The organism is Actinophytocola oryzae, from assembly GCF_004364325.1.
Classification (GTDB): Bacteria; Actinomycetota; Actinomycetes; order Mycobacteriales; family Pseudonocardiaceae; genus Actinophytocola; species Actinophytocola oryzae.
This window is the reverse complement of sequence record NZ_SOCP01000014.1, coordinates 168,761-190,731: the sequence shown is the minus strand read 5'-3', so window position 1 is coordinate 190,731 and position 21,971 is coordinate 168,761. Positions and strand designations below refer to the sequence as shown.

General features: G+C 70.3%; 22 protein-coding genes. 9 read left to right on the top strand and 13 right to left on the bottom strand.

Features of this window, described 5'->3' with window-relative positions:
• Window positions 1-53 precede the first annotated feature (53 nt).
• The 3 genes from CLV71_RS32530 to CLV71_RS32520 all read left to right on the top strand — a co-directional run bounded on the left by CLV71_RS32530 (window position 54) and on the right by CLV71_RS32520 (window position 2,203).
• Window positions 54-602: an EF-hand domain-containing protein gene (locus CLV71_RS32530; RefSeq protein WP_133906702.1), complete on the top strand. Its 549-nt coding sequence runs from the start codon at window positions 54-56 to the stop codon at window positions 600-602.
• 79 nt (window positions 603-681) lie between these two features.
• The gene (locus CLV71_RS32525; RefSeq protein WP_133906701.1) at window positions 682-1,908 is read left to right on the top strand and encodes a glucose-1-phosphate adenylyltransferase family protein; all 1,227 of its coding nucleotides are present in this window, start codon (window positions 682-684) and stop codon (window positions 1,906-1,908) included.
• A gap of 58 nt (window positions 1,909-1,966) precedes the next feature.
• A complete protein-coding gene (locus tag CLV71_RS32520; protein WP_133906700.1) occupies window positions 1,967-2,203 on the top strand; it encodes a hypothetical protein in 237 nt (78 codons plus the stop codon).
• Window positions 2,204-2,279: 76 nt separating this feature from the next.
• Here CLV71_RS32520 and CLV71_RS32515 read toward each other — a convergent pair whose 3' ends face one another.
• Window positions 2,280-3,689 carry a M1 family metallopeptidase gene (locus CLV71_RS32515; protein ID WP_243866866.1) on the bottom strand — a complete coding sequence of 470 codons (1,410 nt, stop codon included), beginning with the start codon at window positions 3,687-3,689 and terminating at the stop codon, window positions 2,280-2,282.
• A gap of 185 nt (window positions 3,690-3,874) precedes the next feature.
• On the opposite strand from CLV71_RS32515, the gene CLV71_RS32510 reads away from it, so the two are divergent.
• Window positions 3,875-6,838 (top strand): 3-keto-alpha-glucoside-1,2-lyase-like domain-containing protein, encoded by a 2,964-nt coding sequence (locus tag CLV71_RS32510; protein WP_133906699.1) that lies wholly within the window; start codon window positions 3,875-3,877, stop codon window positions 6,836-6,838.
• A 39-nt stretch (window positions 6,839-6,877) separates the two neighbouring features.
• Here CLV71_RS32510 and CLV71_RS32505 read toward each other — a convergent pair whose 3' ends face one another.
• Entirely contained in the window at window positions 6,878-7,981 is a 1,104-nt protein-coding gene (locus CLV71_RS32505) for a low temperature requirement protein A (RefSeq protein WP_133906698.1), read from the bottom strand.
• 181 nt (window positions 7,982-8,162) lie between these two features.
• Window positions 8,163-8,327 (bottom strand): CGNR zinc finger domain-containing protein, encoded by a 165-nt coding sequence (locus CLV71_RS49590; RefSeq protein ID WP_243866864.1) that lies wholly within the window; start codon window positions 8,325-8,327, stop codon window positions 8,163-8,165.
• Between the two features lie 68 nt (window positions 8,328-8,395).
• On the opposite strand from CLV71_RS49590, the gene CLV71_RS50735 reads away from it, so the two are divergent.
• Complete coding sequence (locus tag CLV71_RS50735) at window positions 8,396-8,641, top strand: hypothetical protein (protein ID WP_133906697.1); 246 nt, start codon at window positions 8,396-8,398, stop codon at window positions 8,639-8,641.
• Here the strand turns inward: CLV71_RS50735 and CLV71_RS32490 are convergent.
• From CLV71_RS32490 to CLV71_RS32465, 6 genes are all read right to left on the bottom strand, one after another.
• On the bottom strand, window positions 8,629-10,074 hold the full coding sequence (locus tag CLV71_RS32490) for a PepSY-associated TM helix domain-containing protein (RefSeq protein ID WP_208297854.1): 1,446 nt from the start codon (window positions 10,072-10,074) through the stop codon (window positions 8,629-8,631). The genes CLV71_RS50735 and CLV71_RS32490 overlap by 13 nt on opposite strands.
• Window positions 10,075-10,102: 28 nt before the next feature.
• Window positions 10,103-10,768 (bottom strand): DUF5134 domain-containing protein, encoded by a 666-nt coding sequence (locus CLV71_RS32485; RefSeq protein WP_133906696.1) that lies wholly within the window; start codon window positions 10,766-10,768, stop codon window positions 10,103-10,105.
• A gap of 112 nt (window positions 10,769-10,880) precedes the next feature.
• Entirely contained in the window at window positions 10,881-11,087 is a 207-nt protein-coding gene (locus tag CLV71_RS32480; protein ID WP_133906695.1) for a heavy-metal-associated domain-containing protein, read from the bottom strand.
• Between the two features lie 40 nt (window positions 11,088-11,127).
• Entirely contained in the window at window positions 11,128-13,344 is a 2,217-nt protein-coding gene (locus CLV71_RS32475; RefSeq protein WP_133906694.1) for a heavy metal translocating P-type ATPase, read from the bottom strand.
• A 2-nt stretch (window positions 13,345-13,346) separates the two neighbouring features.
• Window positions 13,347-13,601 carry a hypothetical protein gene (locus tag CLV71_RS32470; protein ID WP_133906693.1) on the bottom strand — a complete coding sequence of 85 codons (255 nt, stop codon included), beginning with the start codon at window positions 13,599-13,601 and terminating at the stop codon, window positions 13,347-13,349.
• 257 nt (window positions 13,602-13,858) lie between these two features.
• On the bottom strand, window positions 13,859-14,602 hold the full coding sequence (locus tag CLV71_RS32465; RefSeq protein WP_166664344.1) for a zf-HC2 domain-containing protein: 744 nt from the start codon (window positions 14,600-14,602) through the stop codon (window positions 13,859-13,861).
• A gap of 116 nt (window positions 14,603-14,718) precedes the next feature.
• On the opposite strand from CLV71_RS32465, the gene CLV71_RS32460 reads away from it, so the two are divergent.
• Complete coding sequence (locus CLV71_RS32460) at window positions 14,719-15,270, top strand: sigma-70 family RNA polymerase sigma factor (protein ID WP_208297853.1); 552 nt, start codon at window positions 14,719-14,721, stop codon at window positions 15,268-15,270.
• Between the two features lie 84 nt (window positions 15,271-15,354).
• On the opposite strand, the gene CLV71_RS32455 is transcribed toward CLV71_RS32460, so the two are convergent.
• From CLV71_RS32455 to CLV71_RS32445, 3 genes are read right to left on the bottom strand one after another with little or no spacing between them, the layout of a single operon-like run.
• A complete protein-coding gene (locus CLV71_RS32455; protein ID WP_341771687.1) occupies window positions 15,355-16,176 on the bottom strand; it encodes an ABC transporter ATP-binding protein in 822 nt (273 codons plus the stop codon).
• The gene (locus CLV71_RS32450) at window positions 16,173-17,216 is read right to left on the bottom strand and encodes a FecCD family ABC transporter permease (RefSeq protein ID WP_243866863.1); all 1,044 of its coding nucleotides are present in this window, start codon (window positions 17,214-17,216) and stop codon (window positions 16,173-16,175) included. Before CLV71_RS32450 ends, CLV71_RS32455 begins: the two co-directional genes overlap by 4 nt.
• Window positions 17,217-17,220: 4 nt before the next feature.
• Window positions 17,221-18,318 (bottom strand): ABC transporter substrate-binding protein, encoded by a 1,098-nt coding sequence (locus tag CLV71_RS32445; protein ID WP_133906689.1) that lies wholly within the window; start codon window positions 18,316-18,318, stop codon window positions 17,221-17,223.
• 87 nt (window positions 18,319-18,405) lie between these two features.
• On the opposite strand from CLV71_RS32445, the gene CLV71_RS48045 reads away from it, so the two are divergent.
• Window positions 18,406-18,558, top strand: a complete 153-nt coding sequence (locus tag CLV71_RS48045; protein WP_166664343.1) for a hypothetical protein — start codon at window positions 18,406-18,408, stop codon at window positions 18,556-18,558.
• Between the two features lie 266 nt (window positions 18,559-18,824).
• Here the strand turns inward: CLV71_RS48045 and CLV71_RS32440 are convergent, their stop codons facing one another.
• Window positions 18,825-19,151, bottom strand: coding sequence for a zf-HC2 domain-containing protein (locus CLV71_RS32440; RefSeq protein ID WP_133906688.1), 327 nt, complete (start codon window positions 19,149-19,151; stop codon window positions 18,825-18,827).
• A gap of 68 nt (window positions 19,152-19,219) precedes the next feature.
• On the opposite strand from CLV71_RS32440, the gene CLV71_RS32435 reads away from it, so the two are divergent.
• Window positions 19,220-19,795, top strand: a complete 576-nt coding sequence (locus tag CLV71_RS32435) for a sigma-70 family RNA polymerase sigma factor (RefSeq protein ID WP_243866860.1) — start codon at window positions 19,220-19,222, stop codon at window positions 19,793-19,795.
• 300 nt (window positions 19,796-20,095) lie between these two features.
• Window positions 20,096-21,409, top strand: a complete 1,314-nt coding sequence (locus CLV71_RS32430; protein ID WP_208297852.1) for an MFS transporter — start codon at window positions 20,096-20,098, stop codon at window positions 21,407-21,409.
• The last annotated feature ends 562 nt before the right edge of the window (window positions 21,410-21,971 follow it).

Here is a 21,971-nt window from a genome sequence, read left to right as displayed (position 1 = left end):
TGTAGCGCCGATCGCCGTGGTGGGCGCGTCGCGCGAACCCAGGGGACCCACGAATGACCAGTGCGTTGAAGCACCAGAAGTTCAGCATCGTCTTCGACTGGTTCGACCTGGACGAGGACGGCAGCCTCACGCAGGACGACCTCGAGGCAACGGCCCACGTCTTCGCGCAGGTGGCCCGGGCCGACGACCAGGTCGCCATCACCGCCATCCACGACGCGTTCGGCCTGCTGTGGCAACTGCTGCTCGAGCACGGCGACACCGGCGGCGACGGCAGGATCTCCCGCGACGAGTTCGTCACCGTCATGCGGGTCAACGTCACCACCCCCGAGTACTTCGAGGACGCGATCATGGCCATCGCCGACGCGGTGATGAGGGCCCTGGACACCAACAAGGACGGCATTCTCGACTTCGACGAGTACGTGCGCATGTACGAGGCACTCGGAGTCTCCCCGGACCACTCCCGCGAGGCGTTCAGGAGGCTGGACCTCGACGGCGACGGCGTGATCAGCCACCCCGAGTTCCGCCAGGCCGTCTCCGACTTCTACCTCAGCGAGGACCCCGACGCCCCGGGCAACTACCTGCTCGGGCCGATCACCTCGTAGTACCGACGCCGACACCGCACCCGCTCCTGCCCGATGAGCGGATCACGACACCGTCGTGCAGAGTGTGGAGATGGTGTCGATGACGCGTCCGCCGCGGGTCCTGTGCATCGTGCTCGCCGGCGGGAAGGGCTCTCGGCTCGGGCCGTTGACCGAGGGGCGCGCCAAGCCGTCCCTTCCGGTCGGCGGCCACTACCGGTTGATCGACATCTCCCTGTCCAACGCTGCCCACAGTGGACTGACCGAGGTGTGGGTGTTGCAGCAGTACGAGCCGCACCTGCTCAACGAGCACCTGGCCAACGGGCGACCGTGGGACCTCGACCGGACCAGGGGCGGCTTCCGGATCCTGCCGCCGTTCCAGGGTGAGGGCCAGGACGGCTTCGCGGGTGGGAATGCCGACGCCCTGGCCGAGAACTGGTCGATCATCGAGGCCGCCGAGCCCGATGTGGTCCTGGTCTGCAGTGCCGATCACCTGTTCAGGTTCGACTACCGCGGGGCCGTCGAGGCTCATGTGGACGGCGGGGTGGACGCCACCCTGGTCACGACCACGCTGCCGCCCGGCGAGGACGCGTCCAGGTACATGCTCGTGCACACCGACGGCGACCGGGTGCGCGACGTGGCCTACAAACCGGACTCCCCGGACGGCAGGCAGGTGAGCACCGAGGTCTTCCTCTACCAGCCGAAGGCACTGGGCAACCACCTGCGCGAGCTGTCCAGGTCCGGCGAGAATCTGGGTGACTACGGCGAACGCCTCCTGCCGAGGATGATCGAGGCCGGCAGCGTGTCCTCGGTCGACCACGACGGCTACTGGCGTGACCTGGGCACCCCGGCCGCCTACCTCGCGGGGAACCTCGACCTGCTCGCGGACCGCCCGAAGATGCGGATGGACGATCCGTCGTGGGCGATGTTGACGTCGATGCCGTCACGCGCGCCCGCCAGGGTGAACGGACAAGCGAAGCTGGACCGCGCCTGGCTCTCGCCCGGTTCGCGGGTGGCGGGCACGGTGGTCAACAGCGTCATCGGCCCCGGGGCCGTCGTCGAACGCGGCGCCGAGGTGCGTCACAGCGTGCTCATGGGCGACGTCACCGTGCGGTCGGGGGCCTCCGTCGCCAAGTCGGTACTCAGCGAAGGAGTGACGGTGGGCCGGGGTGCGCACGTCGGGTCACCACGCGCCACGAACCCCGTGCTGATCGGCGCCCACCGCAGGATCGCCGCGGACGCCGAGGTCCCCACCGGGACCCACCTGCCACCGACCGCGCCGCACGGACTGCTGCGCCCGCGCGAAGCCGATTCGTCCGCGGGCGGTTGAACCCGTCGCGCCGGGGCATCCCGGGTTGGACGGAGCCACACCTGAGGGAGGGGGCGCCATGCGAGCACACATCAGCACAGGAGCACTCATCGTCGTGTTTCTGGGCGTCGCCGCAAGCTCACTACTGGGTGCCACGCTGGTGCTGGGCGTGACCGGTGCCACCGGGGCATGCACGTGGACAGGCTCCATCGGCGCGGTCATCCTGGCGATCTGGCTGGTAGCACTCAACGGCAAGCCCCGAGCCCGCCACGAAGAGGCGGTGACGAGGCCGCTGACCAGAGCCATCCAACCCTGACCGTCGAGCGGGTGAACCCTCTCGTGAACGGCTACCGTGCGTGTCGGGTCGGCAGTGGTGAGGAGGCGTGCGGCGGTCAGAGTCTGGGCTGGCCGGGTTGGTAGAGCCAGGTGCGGAAGAACGCGCCGAGGTCGCGGTGGGTCAGTCGTTCGACGAACTGGATGAACGTCCGCGTGGAGACGTTGCCGTACCGGTAGGTGGTCGGCCACTGGTTGAGCAGCCGCATGAAGGCGTTGTCGCCGATCGTCATGCGGAGGGCGTGCAGGGTCAGGGCGCCGCGGGTGTAGACGAGGTCGTCGAAGATGTGGTCGCGTCCGGGGTCGGCGACCTTGCCGCTCCAGTCGTCCTCGTCGGCGTAGGCCTTCGCGAAGGACTGTTGTACGGGGACACCGTCGAACTTCTCCTGGTAGAGCCACTCCGAGTAGGTGGCGAACCCCTCGTTGAGCCAGATGTCCGACCAGCGCACCGGACTGAGGCTGTCGCCGAACCACTGGTGGCCCAGCTCGTGGGCGAGCAGGTCGCCGTCGACGTCGCTGTCGGTCTGGTCGTAGAAGGGTCGGCCCTGCGTCTCGAGGGCGTAGTGGACGCCCACGTCACCGATGATCCCACCGGTCGAGTCGAAGGGATACCGCCCGTACAGCGAGGACTCCCAGTGGACGACCTGTGCCGTGGTCTGGTTGAACACCTTGCCCTGACCGGGTTTGGTGTCGATCGACGTGCCGATCGCCGTGATGTTCGGGAGTCCATCGGCCGTCACGCCACGGGTGACGTCGTAGTTGCCGATGGCGATCATGCTCAGTTCGCTGGCCATCGGCCGGTTCATGGTCCAGCGGTAGGTGGTCTGACCGGCGTGCGTGGTGGTCGGTCCGGGTTCCCCGTTGGCCAGCACGGTGAGGCCGCGTGGCACGGTGACGGTCTGGGTGTAGGTCGCCTTGTCGTTGGGGGTGTCGTTCACCGGGTAGTAGGTGGCCGCGCCGATCGGCTGGTTGAGCGCCACCGCCCCGTCGGCCGTGGCCACCCAGCCGGACACGCCCAGCGCCGGGTCGTCGATGTTCTGCGGGACACCGGCGTAGCTCACCGAGACGGTGAACGTTCGCCCCTTCCGCAGTCCGCCAGGCGGGGTGATCACCAGCTCCTGCGCGCCACTGCGGGTGAAGGCGGCGCCGCGCCCGTCGACCGAGAGCCTGCTGATCGTCAGCGGCCCCTGGAAGTCCAGGTCGAAGCGGGAGAGATCCTGCGTGGCCCTGGCGACGACCGTGGTGGTCGCGGCGATCGCCTTGGTCGCGGGGTCGAACGCGAGCCGGATGTCGTAGTGGCTGACGTCGTAGCCGCCGTTGCCCATGTCGGGGAAGTACGGGTCTCCCGCGCCCGGCGCACCCGGGGTGAACCGCGTCCGTCCCGGCGTCGCGTACGCCGCGGGGTTCGCCGCGGCGACCAGACCGACGGCCAGCGCACAGCAGAGGATCAACGGCCTGACGCGTCCCATGTCATCTCCCTCGACCCTCACCGACGTGCGGACGTGTAGACGATACGTCCACAGTGGGCCGGACGGGCGGCCCTTTTCCACGCGGCCTTTGGTTGACCTCCGACGAAAGTTGCCGTTTGCTGTGAGTAACGCAGTCGTCGCGCATCGGAGCGTGGGGCGCGTTCCGGTCTCCGAGGAGAGGGCCCATGCGGCTGCCCGTCGCCCTGCTCGCCGCGGTCGTCACGTTCCTGGTCGTCCCCGTTCAGGCCTCCGCGCAACCCGACCTCCCGCCCCAGGAACCGGGCGTGACCCTGCGGGTGTTCGACGTGCAGGTGCCGCTGGACGACTACTGCACCCTCAAACCCGGCCAGACACCCAACATCGACAAGCTGATGCCGACGGTCGACTGGTCCACCGCCGAGGACTTCGGCCTCACGGACAGGTTCGTCACCGAGGTCACCGGCTACCTCGACATCACCACAGCCGGCACCCACGACTTCCGGCTCACCAGCGACGACGGCGCCAGGCTGTTCCTCGACGGCGCGACCGTGGTCGACCACCCCGGCAGGCACGGCGCAACGCCGAAGGACGGTTCCGCCGAGCTGGCCACGGGCTACCACGCGCTGCGGATCGACCACTTCGACGGCGACTTCGACCAGGCGCTGAAGCTGGAGTGGCGACCGCCGGGTGCGGCCGGGTTCGTCGTCGTGCCGAACGGCGTGCTGAGCACCGACGCGGGCGTCACCCGCGTCACCTCGCCCGGCCGCAAGGAGTGCGAGGGCGTCACCGACTCCCCGGGCGACGGCCTGCCGCTGACCGGCGTGCACCCGGACTACACGCTGACGAACCTGCGGCCCGCCGGTTTCGAGCCGCAGGTGACCGGCATGGACTGGCTGCCGGACGGCCGCCTGGCCATCGCCACCTGGGGCGGCGCCCAGGAGTCCGTGATCGGCGAGGTGTACCTGGTCGACGGCGTCACCGGGAACACCGACCCGTCCAGGGTGACCACGAAACGGATCGCGACCGACCTCCAGGAGCCGATGGGGCTCAAGTACGTCGACGGCACCATCTACGTGTCCGAGAAACCCGGCCTGACCGCGCTCGTGGACAACGACGGCGACGAGGTCACCGACGAGTACCGCAGGGTCGCGACCTGGCCGTTCAGCGGCAACTACCACGAGTTCGCGTTCGGCATGCTCTACGAGGACGGGTACTTCTACGTCAACCTCGGCATCGCCATGAACCACGGCGGCACGACCGCCGACCCGCAGCCCGCGCCCAACCGCGGCACCAGCCTCAGGGTCGACAAGGACACCGGCGAGGTGTCCGTCGTGGCCGGTGGGCTGCGCACACCGCACGGCATCGGCTGGGGTCCGGAAGGCGACGTCTTCGTCACCGACAACCAGGGCATGTACGTGCCCGCGTCGAAGTTGGTGCGCATCAGGCAGGGCGCCTTCTACAACCACCACATGAACCCGGACGGCCCGTACGACAGCGAGCCGGTGACCGAACCCGTGCTCTGGCTGCCGCACGGCGAGATCTCCAACTCGCCGAGCAATCCGATCGTGTTGCCCGACGGCGTGTTCAGGGGCCAGATGGTCTTCGGCGACGTCACCTACGGCGGCCTGCAACGCGCGTACCTGGAGAAGGTCGGCGGCGAGTACCAGGGCGCGGTGTTCCGCATGACGCAGGGACTGGAGTCCGGGGTCAGCCGGATCAGCCTCGGTCCGGACGGCGCGATCTACACGGGCGGCATCGGCGCGGACGGCAACTGGGGCCAGACCGGCAAGCTCAAATACGGCCTGCAGAAGCTGACCCTCAACGGCACCAACGCGTTCGACATCCACGCCATGCGCGCGGTCGACGGCGGCTTCGAACTCGAGTACACCCAGCCGCTGTCCGACGAGACCGCGCGGGACCTCGTCGCGAAGTACGAGGCCGAACAGTGGCGGTACGTACCCACCCCGCAGTACGGCGGCCCGAAGGTCGACCAGGAGACCCTCGGCGTCACCTCGGCGACGCTGTCGCCGGACCACAGGAAGGTGACACTGCGGGTGGCAGGGCTGAAGCCGGGCCGCGTGGTGTACGTGCACTCACCTCGGCCGTTCGACTCGGCATCCGGCGAGGAGCTGTGGAGCACCGAGGCGTGGTACACGCTCAACCGGCTGCCCGACGGCACCACGGCGCCCCCGGAGTACGAGGCCGAGTCCGCCGCACTGGCAGGCGGTACCGCGTGGAACACCAACCACACCGGCTACTCCGGCGCCGGTTTCGTCGACCACAACTGGGCTCCGGGCACCAGCACCAGGTTCTCGGTGCGCGCGGGCAGCGCAGGCACGTACGACCTCGCACTGCGGTACGCGAACGGACAGAACTCCGACCCGAACCCCCTCCCCAGGTCGATGAGCCTGTACGTCAACGGCGTGAAGCAGAAGCAGATCTGGCTGGCCAGCACGGTCGGCTGGGACACGTGGGCGACCCACGTGGAGACGGTGACGCTCAACCCGGGCGCGAACACCATCACCTACGCGTACGACCCGACCGACACCGGACACGTGAACCTGGACAAGCTCACCGTCACCCCGTCGACCCGGGAGACCCTGTTCGACGGCGACAACCTGGACGCCTGGGAGTCGACGGCAGGCGGCCCGGCGACGTGGCCCGTCGCGGACGGCTCGGTGGAGTCGAGCGGCGGCGACATCCGCACGAAGGACACCTACGGCGACTTCCGGATGCACGTCGAGTGGCTTGAGCCGGACTACCCGCCGGAGGTCACGGGCCAGGCACGCGGCAACAGTGGCGTGTACATCCAGGAGAGCTACGAGCTGCAGGTGCTGGAGTCCTACGGCCTGCCACCGGTGTTCGACTCGGCAGGCGCGATCTACCGGAAGAAGGCGCCGGACGTGAACGCGGCCACTCCGCCGGGCACCTGGCAGACCTACGACCTCGAGTTCCACGCGGCCCGCTTCGACAGCAGCGGCACCAAGGTCGAGAACGCGCGGATCACCGTCCGGTGGAACGGAATGCTGGTGCACGACGACGTCCCCGTCGACGGCCCCACCGGCGCGGGCAGACCGGAAACGCCCGCGCCCGGCCACGTCAAGCTCCAGGACCACGGCGATCCCGGCGCCAACCCCCGGTTCCGCAACATCTGGATAGAACGCCTCTGAGCCACGCCGGCGGACCAGCGACGGCGAGTGCGCCGCCCGCTACCCCCGGCCGCGCTCGCCGCCGATCAGCGCGCCGAGCACGACCACGGCGACGGCGAGCATGAGCCAACCGCCGACGAGCCCGGCGGGCACGCACAGCAGCACCGCGGCCGCCGCGACGAGCCTGCGCCATGGCCAGCTCGGGGTGAGGGCGCGGTGGAAGAGCGCGAGGCCGACCAGACAGCCGGCCACGCCGAGCGGCATCAGCCACAGCGCAAGGCCGTGCAGCGGCTCGTCGAGGTAGGTGACCGCCTTCTTCATGCCGACCGCGGCCACCGTCACCCCGGCGATGATCACCAGGTACGAGTGGCCGAACGACGCCAGCGCGGCGCGGCCACGCCGGTCGGGCGGCATCTCGTCGAGCAGCGCCTCGCTGTCCCGTTCCTCGCGGTCGAAGTACAGCCACCACAGGCTCGCGCTGACCGCGAGCGCGAGCAGCGGACCCGCGATCATGGTCAGCACGTGCCCGTCGTGGGACGCCGCGGTCCCGACCGCGATGATCGACTCGCCGAGCAGGATGATCAGGGCGAGCCCGTGACGCTCGACGAAGTGCCCCGCACCGACGGCGAACCCGCCGATTCCCACCAGGGCAGGCGATGACCACGCCACCGCGACCGCCCCGAGCAGCACCCACACACGCGCGTCCGGTGGCACGATCCCCGCGGTCACGACGAGCAGCGCGCCGAGCACGTTCACCGGCCCGATCCGCGCGATGCCGGCGCGGCCCGACGTGCCGAGGAAGCCCACCGCGTGCACCACCACGACGACCAGGTAGGCCAGGCCCATGACGAGCCCGAACGGCCCGTCGTCGAAGAACCTGGGCACCGCGAGCGACATGACGAAGTACGCGGCCATGCCGGTGAGCAGCAGTAGCCGCGGCCCGGTCCGCTCGAGGTCGAGCGAGTTGGTGAGCCACGCGTACCCGCCGTACATCCACCAGACGAGCCCGAGCAGCACGACCGTCCTGAACAGCCCCGTCCCGTCCGGCGCCGCGGTGAGCACCGCCGCGACCTGGGTGATCGTGAACACGAAGACCAGGTCGAAGAACAACTCCAGCGTTCGCACCCGCTCAGCCGGCGCGGCTGCCACACGTGGTTCCGACACTCACCGCTCCACTCGTCCGTACGCGACCTTGGACTGTGAGAACGATCGCGGAGCGGAATTATTTCCACGGGCCCCACCTCCGACGGCCAGGCGTGGAACGGAATGCCAAAAGCAGCCATCCGCCGGCTTCGTCGAGTGTGTGGACAGGGCTCTCGCGCGCACCACACGTCGTCGACCGCTGCTACTCGCGTCGGCGGGCCCGGTAGGCGGCGGCGTGCGTGCGGTTCCCGCAGGCACGGGAGCTGCAGAAGCGGCGTGACCCGTTGCGGGAGAGGTCCACGAAGGCGTTCTGGCAGCCCTCGGCGTCGCACACGCGCATTCGGTCCGCGCCGCCCTCGGCGATCACGGACAGCAGGGCCGCCGAGGTGGTCGCGGCGACCCGGTCGGCGATGCCTGCGCTGCCACCGCGCCGCCGTGGTGCTGCAACGGCTGATCGAGCAGGCAGGCATGCCCACCGTGATCATCGCGTCCCTGCCCACGGTCGCCGCGCAGCTGGGCGCGCCCCGCATCGCGACGGCCGACACCCCGATGGGTGCCGCTCTCGGCGCGCCGAAGGACACCGCCCAGCAGCAGCGCATCCTCACCGCCGCGTTGCGCCTGCAGGAAACGGCGGTCACACCCGGCGAGACGGCCTACCTCCCCGAGTCCTACCGGAGCTGAGCACCCGGGGCGTCGGCAGTGTCGTCGGCATCCTCCGGGACACCGGGGCGGGGCGGTCGCAGGTGTTGCCACAGGGCGTCGCCGACGAGGAAGGCCAGCAGCGAGACGCCGAAGACCGGGAAGAAGACGCCCAGTGCGATGGCCACCGCGGCGGCCACGCCGACTGACGCGGCGCTGGGCTTCAGCTTTCCGCCGGGGGCGGTCGCGCCCGGGCGGGTCGGGCGGCGGAGCCACCACATGCGGTAGCCCCAGAGGACGACGAAGATGATGCCCACGGCCAGGACGACCAGCAGGAGCTGGTTGGTGATCCCGAACAGGATGCCCATGTGCAGGGAGATGCCCGCGGTGGCGGCCTGTGCCATGAGGGGCCAGTCGGCGAACCGGACCGTGTCGAGCACCTGTCCGGTCGACGGGTCGATCGCCATCGCGTCCTGGCGCAGTGGCAGTGAGCGCTTGACCTGTGCCACCCGCCAGGCCTGACCGGCTTCCGCGGCCGGGGTGATCGCCACCGGGTCGGTCATGCCTGCCTCGTGTGCGGCGGCCAGCACCCGGTCGGCGGTCTCGCCGAGCTCGTCGGGGTCGGTGGCCGCGGCCGTGCCCGATCCCGTGGGCAGCTCCTGGGACACCTGCGGTGTCGTCCAGTCGAGATCGGCTCGCAGTGCGCTCACGTTGGCGCCCGCGAAGGTCGACCACGTCAGCCCGGTCACGGAGAGCACCAGCATGCCGATGGCGATCCAGAGCCCGACGGAGCCGTGCCAGGACCGCAGCCGTGCGCGGCCGCGGGCGGAGCGTTCCGGGAGCAGGGTGCGCCGGACCTTGGCGGTGCGGCGCCGTCGGACGGTCCAGATGGCGATGCCCGAGAGCGCCAGCACCCAGAGCCAGCTTGCGGCCAGCTCCGTGTACATCCGGCCGACCTGCCCGAGGTGCAGGGTGCGGTGGAGCGTGTCGATCCACGCCCGCGCCGGGAGCCATTCGCCGAAGGTGTCGAGGACGGCGGTGACCTTGCCGGTGTAGGGGTCGACGAACGCGGTCCGCGCGTAGTCCTCGGCCACGCCCGGCGCGGCGAACGTGACCCGGGTGGTCGAGTCCGGGGCGATCGGCGGGCGGATCTCGGTGACCGTCCCGTTCGGAACCGCGGCCGACGCGGCCTCGACCTGGTCACGCAGGTCGAGCTGGTTCGTCCCGACGGGCACGTGCAGTGCGTCGTCGTACATGATCTGGTCGAGCTGCGGGGTGATGGTGTACAGCAGCCCGGTTATCGCGGCGACGAGGATGAACGGGCCGACGAGGACACCGACGTAGAAGTGCAGGCGCAGGACCAGCGGACGCAGGTCCGACCACCAGGAGAAGTTCCGGCCGCGCTGGGACGGCACGGGCAGCTCGTCGGGCTCCGGCGGTTCCTGGTCAACCCGCGAATCGACCTGTTCGGACATGGGGATGTCCTCTCCGTGTGCAGGGGTTTCAGAGCATCGCGACGAGCATCCCGGCCATGCCGAGACTCATCAGTACGTGACAGCCCACGTCGATCCGGACTCGCGGGACGGCCGGGGCGAGAGTCGCGACGCCGCCGCTCGACGCCGGGCGAGCCTCCTCGTCGGTGCGGAGGACGCGAAGCGCCCACCAACCGGCGGCAGCCGGCAGCAGGACGGCGAACCCGATGGTCACCGCGGTCACCCAGCCGGGCGTGGGGGTCACCGTCGCGGGGCCGTCCATGCCGGGCATCTCCGACGGCGCGGCGGAGCCGTGGTGACCGCCCCCACCGGAGGAGCCGCCGGAGGTCCCCATCATCAGCGGCATGGCGGCGACCATCCAGGTCATCGCCGCGGCCATCACGAAGTGGTAGCCGTTCGTGAGACGGCTGTGCGTCGCGGCGCGGTAGACGAACCAGATCGTGAACGCGCCGAAGAAGACGATCTGCGCTCGGCCGCCCGTGGTCTCCGGGCCGCCGACGAACGCCCACGCCATCCCTACCATCGCGAGGCTCATCACCAGGTGGAACAGCTCGACGAGCCGGTCCTCCGGCGTGCCCTCACCGGCCAGCACCGCGGCCAGTCGAGCCAACGAGTAGATCCCGGTCACGGCGAACACCACAGTGAACACGAAAGACAGCGCGGTCGAGGCAAACACGACATCTCCTCACACTCACCACACTCGGTGCCCACAAGTCGTCCACGACCGGGTGGAAGTTCCCGGCAGTTCGAAAAACTTCGTGGCGATGCCGCGGCGGGCCCGCCCGGACTCAGCCGGCGACCTCGAAACCGGCCTCCCGCACCGCGTGGACGACCTGCTCGACAGGCAGCGGCGCCTCGCTGGTGACGACCACCCGGCCGGTGTCGACGTCGACCTGGACCCCGCGCACGCCGTCGAGCCCGCCGACCTCCTCGGTCACCGAGGCGGCGCAGTGCCCGCAGCTCATGCCGTTGACGATGTAGATCGATTCGGTCATGTCCGTGTGAGGTCCTTTCGGTCGGCGGCCACGGCTCGCTCTAGCGGAAACGCCGTAGCCGCAAGCTGTTGGAGACGACGAACGCCGAGCTGAACGCCATGGCGGCGCCTGCGATCATCGGGTTGAGCAGGCCGGCGGCGGCGAGCGGCACGGCGGCGGCGTTGTAGGCGAACGCCCAGAACAGGTTGCCCTTGATCGTCGCCAGGGTGCGGCGGGACAACCGGATGGCGTCGGCCGCCGCGCCGAGGTCGCCGCGGACCAGGGTGAGGTCGGCGGCCTCGATGGCGGCGTCGGTGCCGGTGCCCATGGCCAGTCCGAGGTCGGCCCGCGCGAGCGCGGCCGCGTCGTTGACACCGTCGCCGACCATCGCCACGACCTTGCCGTCGGCCTGAAGACGCGTGACCGCGGCGAGCTTGTCCTCGGGCAGCGCCTCGGCGATCACCTGCTCGATGCCGACCTCGTGCGCCACCGAGCGGGCCACGGTCGCGTTGTCCCCGGTCAGCAGCACGGGGGTCAGGCCGAGCCGCCGCAGCCGGGCGACCGCGTCGGCCGAGGTGGACCTGACCGTGTCCGCGACCACCAGAACCGCGCGAACCCGTCCGTCCCACGCGGCGAGGACCGCCGTGTGACCCCGTTCCTCCGCGTCAGCCTGGGCAGCCGCCAGTTCGGGCGGCACGCCGTGCCGCGCCACCAGAGCCGGTCGGCCGACGACCACCGTGTGTCCGTCCACGACTCCCCGCACGCCGAGGCCGGCCTGGCTCGAGAACGTCTCGACGTCGGGCAGCTCACCCACCTTGTCCCGGGCGGCGTCGGCGACGGCACGGGCGATCGGGTGCTCCGAGGCGTTCTCCACCGCGCCGGCCAGCCGCAGCGCGTCGACCGGATCGACGCCGCCGGCCGTGTGCACGTCCACAAGGGACATCCGGCCGGTGGTGACGGTGCCGGTCTTGTCCAGGACGACGGTGTCCACCCGGCGAGTGGACTCGAGGACTTCCGGCCCCCTGATCAGGACACCCAGCTGGGCACCCCGACCGGTGCCGACCAGCAACGCGGTCGGGGTCGCCAGACCGAGCGCGCACGGACAGGCGATGATCAGCACCGCGACCGCGGCCGTGAACGCGACCGTCGCGGGCTCACCGACACCGAGCCAGAACGTGAGGGTGCCAACCGACAGCCCGATCACGATCGGCACGAAGACCGCCGCCACCCGGTCGGCCAACCGCTGCACGCGTGCCTTGCCGGCCTGGGCGTCCACCACCAGTCTCGTCATCCGCGCCAGCTGGGTGTCGGCGCCGATCCGGGTGGCACGCACGACCAACCGGCCGCCCGCGTTGACCGTCCCACCGACCACCGCGTCCTGTGTGGACACCTCCACCGGGACGGACTCGCCGGTCAGCATGCTCGCGTCGACCGCGGAGCTGCCCTCCTCGACCACGCCGTCGGTGGCGATCTTCTCGCCGGGCCGCACCACGAACCGGTCGCCCACCGCGAGCGCGCGGACCGGGATCCGCCACTCGGCTCCGTCCCGCAGCACGGCGACGTCCTTGGCGCCCAGTTCGAGCAGAGCCCGCAACGCCGCCCCCGAACGCCGCTTGGCCCGCGCCTCGAAGTGCCGGCCGGCCAGGATGAACGCGGTGACCCCGGCGGCCACCTCGAGATAGATACTGCCGCTGCCGCCCGTGGCCTGGAGAGTCAGCGTGAACGGATGCTTCATGCCCGGGGTGCCCGCGGTGCCGAAGACCAGGGCGTACAGCGACCAGCCGAAGGCGGCCAGGGTGCCGATCGAGATCAGCGTGTCCATGCTCGCCGCACCGTGGCGCAGGTTCAGCCAGGTAGCGCGGTGGAAGGGCCAGGCCGCCCACGACACCACCGGCGCGGCCAACGCGAGCGAGAGCCACTGCCAGTACGGGAACTGCAGCGCCGGGGCCATCGCCAGCAAGATCACCGGTGTGGACAGGAGGATCGCACCGACAAGTCGTCGGCGCGACGAACGCAGTGCACCGTCCTGTTCGGACTCGGCGGTTGCCGCCGGTTCGGGTAGGTGTGCCGAGTAGCCCGCGGCCTCGACCTGTGCGACGAGCTCGCGTGGTTCGACTCCCGAGGGGAACCGCACGGTCGCCTTCTCGGTGGCGTAGTTGACCGTGGCGGTCACACCGTCGAGCCTGTTCAGCTTCTTCTCGACCCGCATCGCGCACGCGGCGCAGGTCATGCCCCCGATCGTCAGCTCGAGCTCTGCGTGCTCCGGCGCCACCGTCATCGTCATCCACCATGTCCGCTGTCGCCGTGGCCCGTCCCGGAAGGCGCGGATGGGACCGGCTGGTCGCCGACTGGTCCAACCACCGACCCGAGCGTCCATCCCGTGGCCGCCACCAACACCAGCACGACGCCGAACACGGCCAGCTTGGCCATCGGGTTCAACCGCGCCACCAGATCGCCGACACCACCCCTACCGATCACCACGCCGCAACCGGCGACGAGTACCAGCGCGAGCACACCCGCGACGACCGCGATCATGAACGCCCCGCCACGTCAGCCGGGCGAGCGACGACCAGTCGCGGACGCCGGGAACCCACGCGCGTGTGCGGACGACTGTTGCCGGCTGCCGGACACCGCCGATGCGCCGGACCGGTACTGGCTCCACGCGGTCCGGCGCGCCGGACCGCCTCGTTGACGGACATGACCCCAATAGTCGTTTCGTGCCACGTGGAAGTTCCCGGGGTGTCGTCGGGAACTTCCACGCCGTCGCATCCCCGTCGCCGGGTGCGGGCGGGTCAGGCCGCGCGGTGCCGCCCGGCAGGGCGCAGGTGCCGCTCGCGGCGCGTGCTCCCGCCGGGCTTGTCCTGGGCCGCCGGACCGGCTTCGACGGTTCCGGGCTCCGGGGGCAGATCATCACGGGCCTCGTCGAGGGACTGACCGGGCTGGGGCGTCGGCTCGTTGTACCGGCGGTTGATCACGACCAGAAGCCCGAACCCGAGCAACAGCAGGCCGTGCCCGATCACGCGGGACGCGGGCGCCACACCGGTGGCGAGGTCGTGGGCGGAGTAGATCCCGAGGAGCACGACGAACCCACCCAGCACCGGGATGAGCCCGGAGGTGGCGCGCGAACGGAAAGCGGCCCACAGCAGGCCCATCCCCAGCGCCAGGTTCCACGCGGTGCTCTCGTTGAACAGGTGCCCGGCCACCGGCACCTCGCCGTGTGCGACCGCGTGCGGGACGCCGATCCCCAGCATCTGGGACAGCGCGAGGCTGATCTGCGCCGCCGCGACGGCGACGAGGGCGATCCGCGCCCACCAGCCGCGGACGCCGGACGGGGGCGCCGCCAGGTCCAGGATGGCGGCGCTCAGGTCGGGCACCTCGGCCGCCGGACGGACCCGAAGCAGCCGCGACGTCTCGCCGGCCCGCGTCTGCCAGGACCGGCACGCCGAGCACGAGGCCAGGTGCTCGTCGGTCTGCTCGGCAGGCACCGGTTCGGCCTCGCCGTCGAGGCGGGCCGACAGGGCTTCACGGCACGTCATGCAGTCCACGTCAGTCATGGTCGCTCACATACCGGGATTGGTTCCCATGGATATTCCCCAGATCACTGGCTTGTCGTTATCATTCCGTTGTGCGGGTTCCTACGGATGGTGACGAGTTGACCGGATTGGCGCTCGCCGCCCGATCCGGCGACCGTGCCGCTCTGGAGAGGTTCGTCCGCGCCACTCAACGCGACGTGTGGCGCCTGATGGCCCACCTCACCCGTGTCGATCTCGCCGACGACCTCACGCAGGAAACCTACCTCCGTGCGATCCCGAGCCTCACCCGGTTCGCGGGCCGGGCCTCCGCACGGACCTGGCTGCTGTCCATCGCCCGGCACGTCGTGGTCGACCACCTCCGGGCCCTGCGATGCCGGCCGCGTACCGCCGGTTCGGCCGACTGGACGCAGGTCGCCGACCTGCGACAGGCGGCCGCGCACCGGAACGTCGCCGGCTTCGAGGACATCGTCGAGCTCACGGTCCTGCTCGATGCGCTCGACCCGGAACGCCGGGAGGCACTCGTGCTGACGCAGGTCCTCGGCCTGTCCTATGCGGAGGCGGCGGCCGTCTGCCGTTGCCCGGTCGGCACCGTTCGCTCTCGCGTCGCCCGCGCCCGCGACGACCTCGACCTCGTGCGGAACGGCGACCAGCGCCGCGACGAGACCGGCTGACGCCGACATACCGCGGTCACGCCGGACCAGTACCGAACGGACCGGCGTGACCGCCGTCGCCCGGTCCACCACAGCCGGGTCGTGTCAGGGCTGCTGCTGATCGACTCCGCGTGACAGCGGGTCGTTGGCCGGTGCGGTGACGAAGTGCGGGCGGCCGGTGAGCGGGTGGGTGACGATGGCGCTGCGCACGCCGAACACGTCCGCGACCCGGTCGGCGGTCAGGACCTGCTCCGGAGTACCGGTGGTGAGGACCCGGCCGTTGTGGAGGAGCACGAGCCTGTCGCAGTAGGCGGTGGCGTGGTCGAGGTCGTGCAGTGCGGCGATGGTGGTGAGCTCGAGCTCGCGGACGAGGTCGAGCAGATCGAGCTGTGCGCCGACGTCGAGGTGGTTGGTCGGCTCGTCCAGCAGCAGCACGGGAGACTGCTGGGCGAGGGCTCTCGCGACGAGGACCCGCTGCCGCTCGCCGCCGGAGAGCCGGGCGAACACCCGGTTCGCGGCCCAGTTCATGTCCACTCTGGACAGTGCGGTGTGGATGATCTCGCGATCGGTCCCGGTGTCGCGTTCGAGGAGTCCCTTGTGCGGCAGGCGGCCCATCGCGACGGTCTCCAGCACGGAGAAGTCGTTGTCCAGGTCGTGGTCCTGGGTCACCACCGCGGTGCGGCGGCCGGCCTGTCGGGCGGTGCCGCGCCACACGTCCTCCGCTCCGATGTGGACGGTGCCGGCCACCGGACGCAGCGCGCGGTACACACAGCGCAGCAACGTGCTCTTGCCCGACCCGTTCGGGCCGACGAGCCCGGTGACGCTGCCGGGTTCGACCGACAGGTGCGCGTCACCGAGGATGTCGTTGTCGTCGATGGTCACCGACACGCCGCGGACGTCGACCCTCATCATCGTCTGTTCGCTCACCTCGGCACCCGCTTTCGCCCCCGCAGCAGGACCAGGAAGAACGGCGCGCCGAGGACGGCGGTCACGATGCCGACCGGCATCTCGTTCGGCCGTTCGACGGTGCGGGTGACCAGGTCGACCAGCACCAGGAACACCGCCCCGGACAGCAGGGACACCGGTAGCACCCTGCGGTGGTCCGGCCCGACCACCAGCCGCACGGCGTGCGGCACGATCAGGCCGACGAACCCGATACCACCCGCGGAGCTGACCACCGCGGCGGTCAGCAGCGACGACGCCACCAGCAGCAGGACCCGCAGTCGGTTCACGTCCACCCCGAGGCCGGCCGCCGTGTCGTCGCCGGTGGCGAGTGCGTTCATCGGCCGGAGTCGGGTCGCCAGGACGGCCGCCGTGACCGCGGTGGCCGCGAACGGCACGGTCAGCGACGACCACGACGCGCCCGCGACCGAGCCGAGCAGCCAGAACATCACGCCCCGCAGCTCGGACGGATCGGCCTGCAGCTGGATGTACCCGGTCAACGCGTTGCCGAGGTAGGCGAGGGCCACCCCCGCGAGCACGAGGCTGGAGCCGAGCAACCGCCCGCCGCGCTGGGCCATGGCGAACACCAGCAGCAGGCTCAGCAGCGAGCCGACGAACGCCGACCCGGCGACACCGACCGCCGCCACGGCACCGGCACCCGCGGTCAACGCGATCACCGCGCCGAGCGACGCACCCGCGGACACGCCGAACACGTACGGGTCGGCGAGCGGGTTGCGAACCAGGGTCTGCAGGCACAGGCCCGCGAGGCTCAACCCGGCACCCGCGACCGCCGCGAGCAGGACCCGGGGCGTGCGGAAGTCCCACACGATCTGGTCGACCAACGGGTCGAGCCCGCCGGTGTCACCGGACAGGTGCCCGGAGATCACCGCGAGCACCTGGTCCACCGGCACGGCGACGGTGCCGACGCCGATCGCGAACGCGGTGGCGGCGACGAGCGCCACACCGAGCCCGGCGACCAGGAACGCGTACGAGCCGCCGGAGACCAGGTGCGGGCTGCGCTCCACGCGGTCACGACTTCGCGTGCGCGGCATCCGCGATCTTCCGCACCGCGACGGTGTTGAACGGCCCGAGGTAGAACCCGTCGGACACAGTGGTGTACGTCTTGGTCTTCGAGGCCGCCCAGCCCGGGAACTTCCGGAACAGGTCCTCCGCGAGCAGCTTGCCGTCCTCGTTCGGTTGGAAGAGCCCGATCACCAGCACGTCGACCTTGGCGGAGGCGAGTGCTTCGGCGTTGATCTCCGCGAGTTCGGTGGTGTCCTTGCCTGCGAAGGCGTTCACGCCGCCTGCGCGGTCGATGATGTCGTCGTAGATGCCTCCGCCGAACACCGCGGGCAGCCCGTTGTTGTTCATCATCGCCATGCCCGGGTAGGCGACCAGCACGCTCTTGGGTTCCGCGCCCTTCACCTCCGAGGAGATGTCGGCCAGCGTCGTGCGGGCCTCGTTGACATAGTCCGCGGCCTTCTTTTGTACGTCGAAGATCTCGCCGAGTGCGAGCAGGAGGTCGAAGGAGGACTCGACGGACTGGTGGTCGTACTTCTCCTGGTCCTCCTGGCGTGCGTCGGGGGCGCCGTACGCGCAGTTGACCGGGGTGACGAAGCTGTCGATGCCGGCCTGGTCGAGCTGGTCGCGACTGATCGAGCCGATCTTCTCGTCGAACCCGCCTGCCCACGTGGAGATCACGAGATCCGGCTTCAGCGCCAGCACCTGCTCGCGCGGGACCTCGAAGTTCTCGTTGAGCGACAACCCGTTCGTCGGTACGGCCGCCACCTTCTCGACCATTCCCGGCTCGTCCGAGACGCCGTAGGACTGGCTGTTGGCGAGGATCCGGTCCTGGATGCCCAGGGTGACGAAGCTCTCGACCTCCGCGACGGAGGTGCCGTTGAGCAGCACGACCCGGCTCGGTGCCTTGTCGAACGTGACCTCGCGGCCGCAGTTGTCGATGGTCAGCGGGTACTTCGTGGCCTGTGCCGTGGCCGACGTGGGTGGCGCGGTCGGCTCGCCGTCGGCGTCGGCGGGGGATTTCTGCGCGGAGCAGCCCACGGCCAGCATTGACACCAACGTGGCCGTGGCGACGCGCCCGGCCCGGGCGCGGGGTGATGACGACATGGCCCAACAGTCGGACAGCGGTCGGCAATAGTTCCCCAGTTCGGCCTCGCACTCGGCTTCGCCGCCGTCGGCAGCTGGTACCGGCTCGTGCTCGGCGGCACCCCCGGTGCGCCGGACGCGCCCACCGGACTCGACGGGCACGTACGGGCATACTCGGCCGCGATCGGCTTGCTGATCGCGCTCGCGGTGGTGACCGCGCTGCTGTGCCTGCGTCGCGTCCGCACCCCCGCGGCGGTGTGACGCGGGTCAGGCTGCGCGGTGGTGGCCGACCGGGCGCAGGGGTGGCCGCGCGGCGTTCCCGCCACGGTCCCGGGCCGCCTCGGTGGCCGCGGTCGTGCCCACCTCGTCGCCGCTCCTTAAGTCGAGGGCGTGTCCGGGGCGCGCCCCACCTGCCGACCGGTGGACCAGGACCAGACCCAGGACGCGAGGCACGGGTGCGGTACCGGTGATCAGGTTGTGGGTCGAGTAGGCCAGGAGCAGCGCCAGGAACGCGGTGAGCACCGGGATCAGCCCGGACGCAGTGCGAGGCCGGAACGCGGCCAGAACAACCCGATACCCAGCGCCAGGTTCCACGCGGTGCCCTCGTTGAACAGATGGCTCGCCACCGGAGGGGTGCCGTGTAGGTGCTCGCCCACACCGAAGAGCTGCCCGAGGGCGAGCTGCGCGACCGCGGCCCGAACCCGCAGGGATCTGGAGAAGGCAACCACGTCGTCGTGCCACGTCCGGCGGCCCGCACACGACCGGACGTGCTCGTCGACCATCACGGTACGTACGGGTACGGCCGCACCGTCGACCCTGGCCGACAGCGCCTCCCGACAGAGAGAGCAGTCCACGGTCCGAACAGTCGCAGAGAAGGACGGATTAGTTGCCGACGAGTCGAGATCCGTTACGCTCCGGCTCCGTGACTCCGACTCCCCGCGACGGCGACGAGCTGACCGAGCTCGCCCTGTCGGCCGGACGGGGTGACCGATCCGCCCTGGAACGGTTCGTCCGTGCCACCCAGCGTGACGTCTGGCGGCTGGTCGCACACCTGGCCGGGATCGACCTGGCCGACGACCTGACCCAGGAAACGTACCTACGCGCACTGCCGAGCCTGCCCAGGTTTGCCGGACGCTCCTCCGCGCGCACCTGGCTGATCTCGATCGCCCGCCGCGCCGTCGTCGACCACATCCGCACGGTCACCACCCGCCCCCGCACCACCCGCTCGGTGGAGCTGACCGACGCCGCCGACTGGCAACAGGCCGCGAACCACGGCGTGGCCGCAGGTTTCGAGGACCTGGTCGAGCTGAACCTGCTGCTGCGAGGTCTCGAACCGGCGCGAAGGGAGGCGCTGGTACTGACCCAGATGCTGGGCTTCTCCTACGCCGAGGTCGCCGAGATCTGCCAGGCGCCGATCGGCACCATCCGGTCCCGCGTAGCCAGAGCCCGCGAGGACCTGCTCGCCGCGGAAGGCACCCGCCGCGAGGGCATCGGCTGAACCACCACCGTCGCCGAGCCGCCGCCAGCGAACACCGTCACCGCCATGGCTCTGCCGGCAGCATGCCGACGACCAGCGATCACGATCGACACCACGGCCATGATGGCGCGCGTTCGCACAACTGTCCGGACGGCTCCGACTTCCGCTGAACCGCGGCAGTGGTCGTAGAACCCCGATCGTGGGCATGCCATTTCCAGTGCCCGTAGGCGGTCCGGCGCGGGCGTCAGGCCATAATCTAGTAGCCACGGGCAAGTACGGTCCGTACGGTAGGCGCTGCGCAGTGACACGAAGAGCGTCCGGGTGCCGAACGCTCGTCGACTGAAGGGCCCGGTCCCGGCGTTGCGTGAACCTCCTCCCGTCGGCGGGGTAGTCGACGCGCGACTGTGGAACCCGGACTTCCGCCGGTTCTTCATCGCACGCACCACGTCGCAGCTCGGCGACCAGATGCTCCCGATCGCGATCACCGTCGCCCTGGTCAACACGCGATACGGCACGAGCGGCGTCGGCTATGCCCTGGCCGCACACATCGCGCCGTTCGCGGTTCTGTTGATCTTCGGCGGCGTACTGTCCGACCGCTTCGGCGCACGTAGGTTGATGATCATCTCGGACGCGGCGCGGCTGGTGTTCCAGGCGGTGCTCGCCGTGCTGCTCATGATCGGCGAACCGCGGCTGTGGCAGATGCTGGTCCTGCTCGCCCTGCTCGGGGCCGGTGGTGCGACGTTCCAGCCCGGCGTGGCCAGCATGATCCCCCGACTGGCGAAGGACGTTCAGCGTGCCAACGCGGTGCTGCGCGTCGCCGAGTCCGCGACCGTCGTCATCGGACCGTCGATGGCCGGCCTGCTGCTGGTGTTCCTGTCGCCGGCGGCGATCATGGTCGTCGACGCCGTCACCTACGCGGTCAGCAGTGTCTGCCTCTACCTCATCCGCACGAACCCCACGGTGGCGCGCGGCGCCAGGACCTCGTTCCACGATGACCTGGTCACGGGCTGGCGGGAGTTCCGCTCCCGCACGTGGCTGTGGGCCGTCATCGTCGTGTTCATGTTCTGGCAGGTGAGCGCCGCGGGCCCGACCCTGACCGTCGCATACAGCACGATCGCGCTTCGGCACGGAGACGCGGTCTTCGGGCTGATCATCTCCGCGTTCGGCGTCGGCAACGTCCTCGGTGGGTTCGTCGCGATCCGGTTCCGGCCAGGGCATCCGTTGCGCACGGGCGCCTTCGGCCTCGCCATGTTCCTGCTGCTGCCTCTCGGCACAGGGCTTGGGGAACCGGCCGCAATCCTTGCCGTGTTCTGCCTCGCCGGCGGCGCGGGCATGGCCTTCTGGGGCGTCATGTTCCACACCAGCGTCCAGACACACGTCCCACTGGAGGTGCTGGGCCGGGTACACGCCTTCGACGCGGCGGGTTCGATGGTCATGAAACCCGTCGGCCAGGCCGTGTCCGGTCCTGCCTCGCTCGTACTCGGCGTCACACCCATGCTGTTCATCGCGACGGGCGCCGGAGTCGTAGCGTGCGTACTCCTGCTACTGGTACCCGCCATCCGAAACCTCGAAAGCAAGACCCCGACAAACAGCGGTGAACACCGACCAGAGCCCAGCACGACGAACCGAGTGTAGACGCGCTGTTACAGAGCCCACCTCCTTGCGGACGTCTCCAGTGGTCTCTGGTTCGGAGGCGTTACGGGTCGGTGGTGTGGCGACCCCGGTGTGGCTTGCGACTGCGGCTCCGAGAGCACCGCCCCAGTCGTTGGGGAGGCAAGCACCGATCCGTGCCAGGTGCCTGGCACGTCCGGAACAGCCGAGAAGTACTGAACGTCGTTCTCGACGAGAATCTCGATGCTTCGTGGAGCTTGACGTGTTCGTTGGTCTGGTAGGCCGAGCCCGCCGCCGCGATCCGGGATCGCGCCACTGTGTCGGCCTTGAAGGAAATCGCGTCCTCGCTGGCCTGCCCAAGGAACCGGAGTCGTTCATCGCCGATGATGCGGCCCCCGTCAGCACCAGAGGTACGGCAGGCCGGCGGCCAGGACAACGTCGGGAGGTTTCTCCTTCGGAGGATCCGGCACTGCGGCGAGGACCCCCGGGCCGCTGACCGCGTCGCTCACGACGAACGTGACCGGGACCCCTGCGACGAAGTCGGACAACGCCTGTCATGCCAGTCCGGCTGCGCAATTGTTCACGA

What these genes read in the sequence shown, in the direction of transcription:
- CLV71_RS32470 (WP_133906693.1), bottom strand. Translation starts at nt 13,601, where the DNA reads ATGATCGCGGTCGTCGCGGGTGTGCTCGCGCTGGTACTCGTCGCCGGT.
- CLV71_RS32475 (WP_133906694.1), bottom strand. Translation starts at nt 13,344, where the DNA reads ATGACGGTGGCGCCGGAGCACGCAGAGCTCGAGCTGACGATCGGGGGC.
- CLV71_RS32525 (WP_133906701.1), top strand. Translation starts at nt 682, where the DNA reads ATGACGCGTCCGCCGCGGGTCCTGTGCATCGTGCTCGCCGGCGGGAAG.
- CLV71_RS32480 (WP_133906695.1), bottom strand. Translation starts at nt 11,087, where the DNA reads ATGACCGAATCGATCTACATCGTCAACGGCATGAGCTGCGGGCACTGC.
- CLV71_RS32445 (WP_133906689.1), bottom strand. Translation starts at nt 18,318, where the DNA reads ATGTCGTCATCACCCCGCGCCCGGGCCGGGCGCGTCGCCACGGCCACG.
- CLV71_RS32520 (WP_133906700.1), top strand. Translation starts at nt 1,967, where the DNA reads ATGCGAGCACACATCAGCACAGGAGCACTCATCGTCGTGTTTCTGGGC.
- CLV71_RS32465 (WP_166664344.1), bottom strand. Translation starts at nt 14,602, where the DNA reads ATGACGTGCCGTGAAGCCCTGTCGGCCCGCCTCGACGGCGAGGCCGAA.
- CLV71_RS32510 (WP_133906699.1), top strand. Translation starts at nt 3,875, where the DNA reads ATGCGGCTGCCCGTCGCCCTGCTCGCCGCGGTCGTCACGTTCCTGGTC.
- CLV71_RS32515 (WP_243866866.1), bottom strand. Translation starts at nt 3,689, where the DNA reads ATGGGACGCGTCAGGCCGTTGATCCTCTGCTGTGCGCTGGCCGTCGGT.
- CLV71_RS32530 (WP_133906702.1), top strand. Translation starts at nt 54, where the DNA reads ATGACCAGTGCGTTGAAGCACCAGAAGTTCAGCATCGTCTTCGACTGG.
- CLV71_RS32490 (WP_208297854.1), bottom strand. Translation starts at nt 10,074, where the DNA reads ATGTCCGAACAGGTCGATTCGCGGGTTGACCAGGAACCGCCGGAGCCC.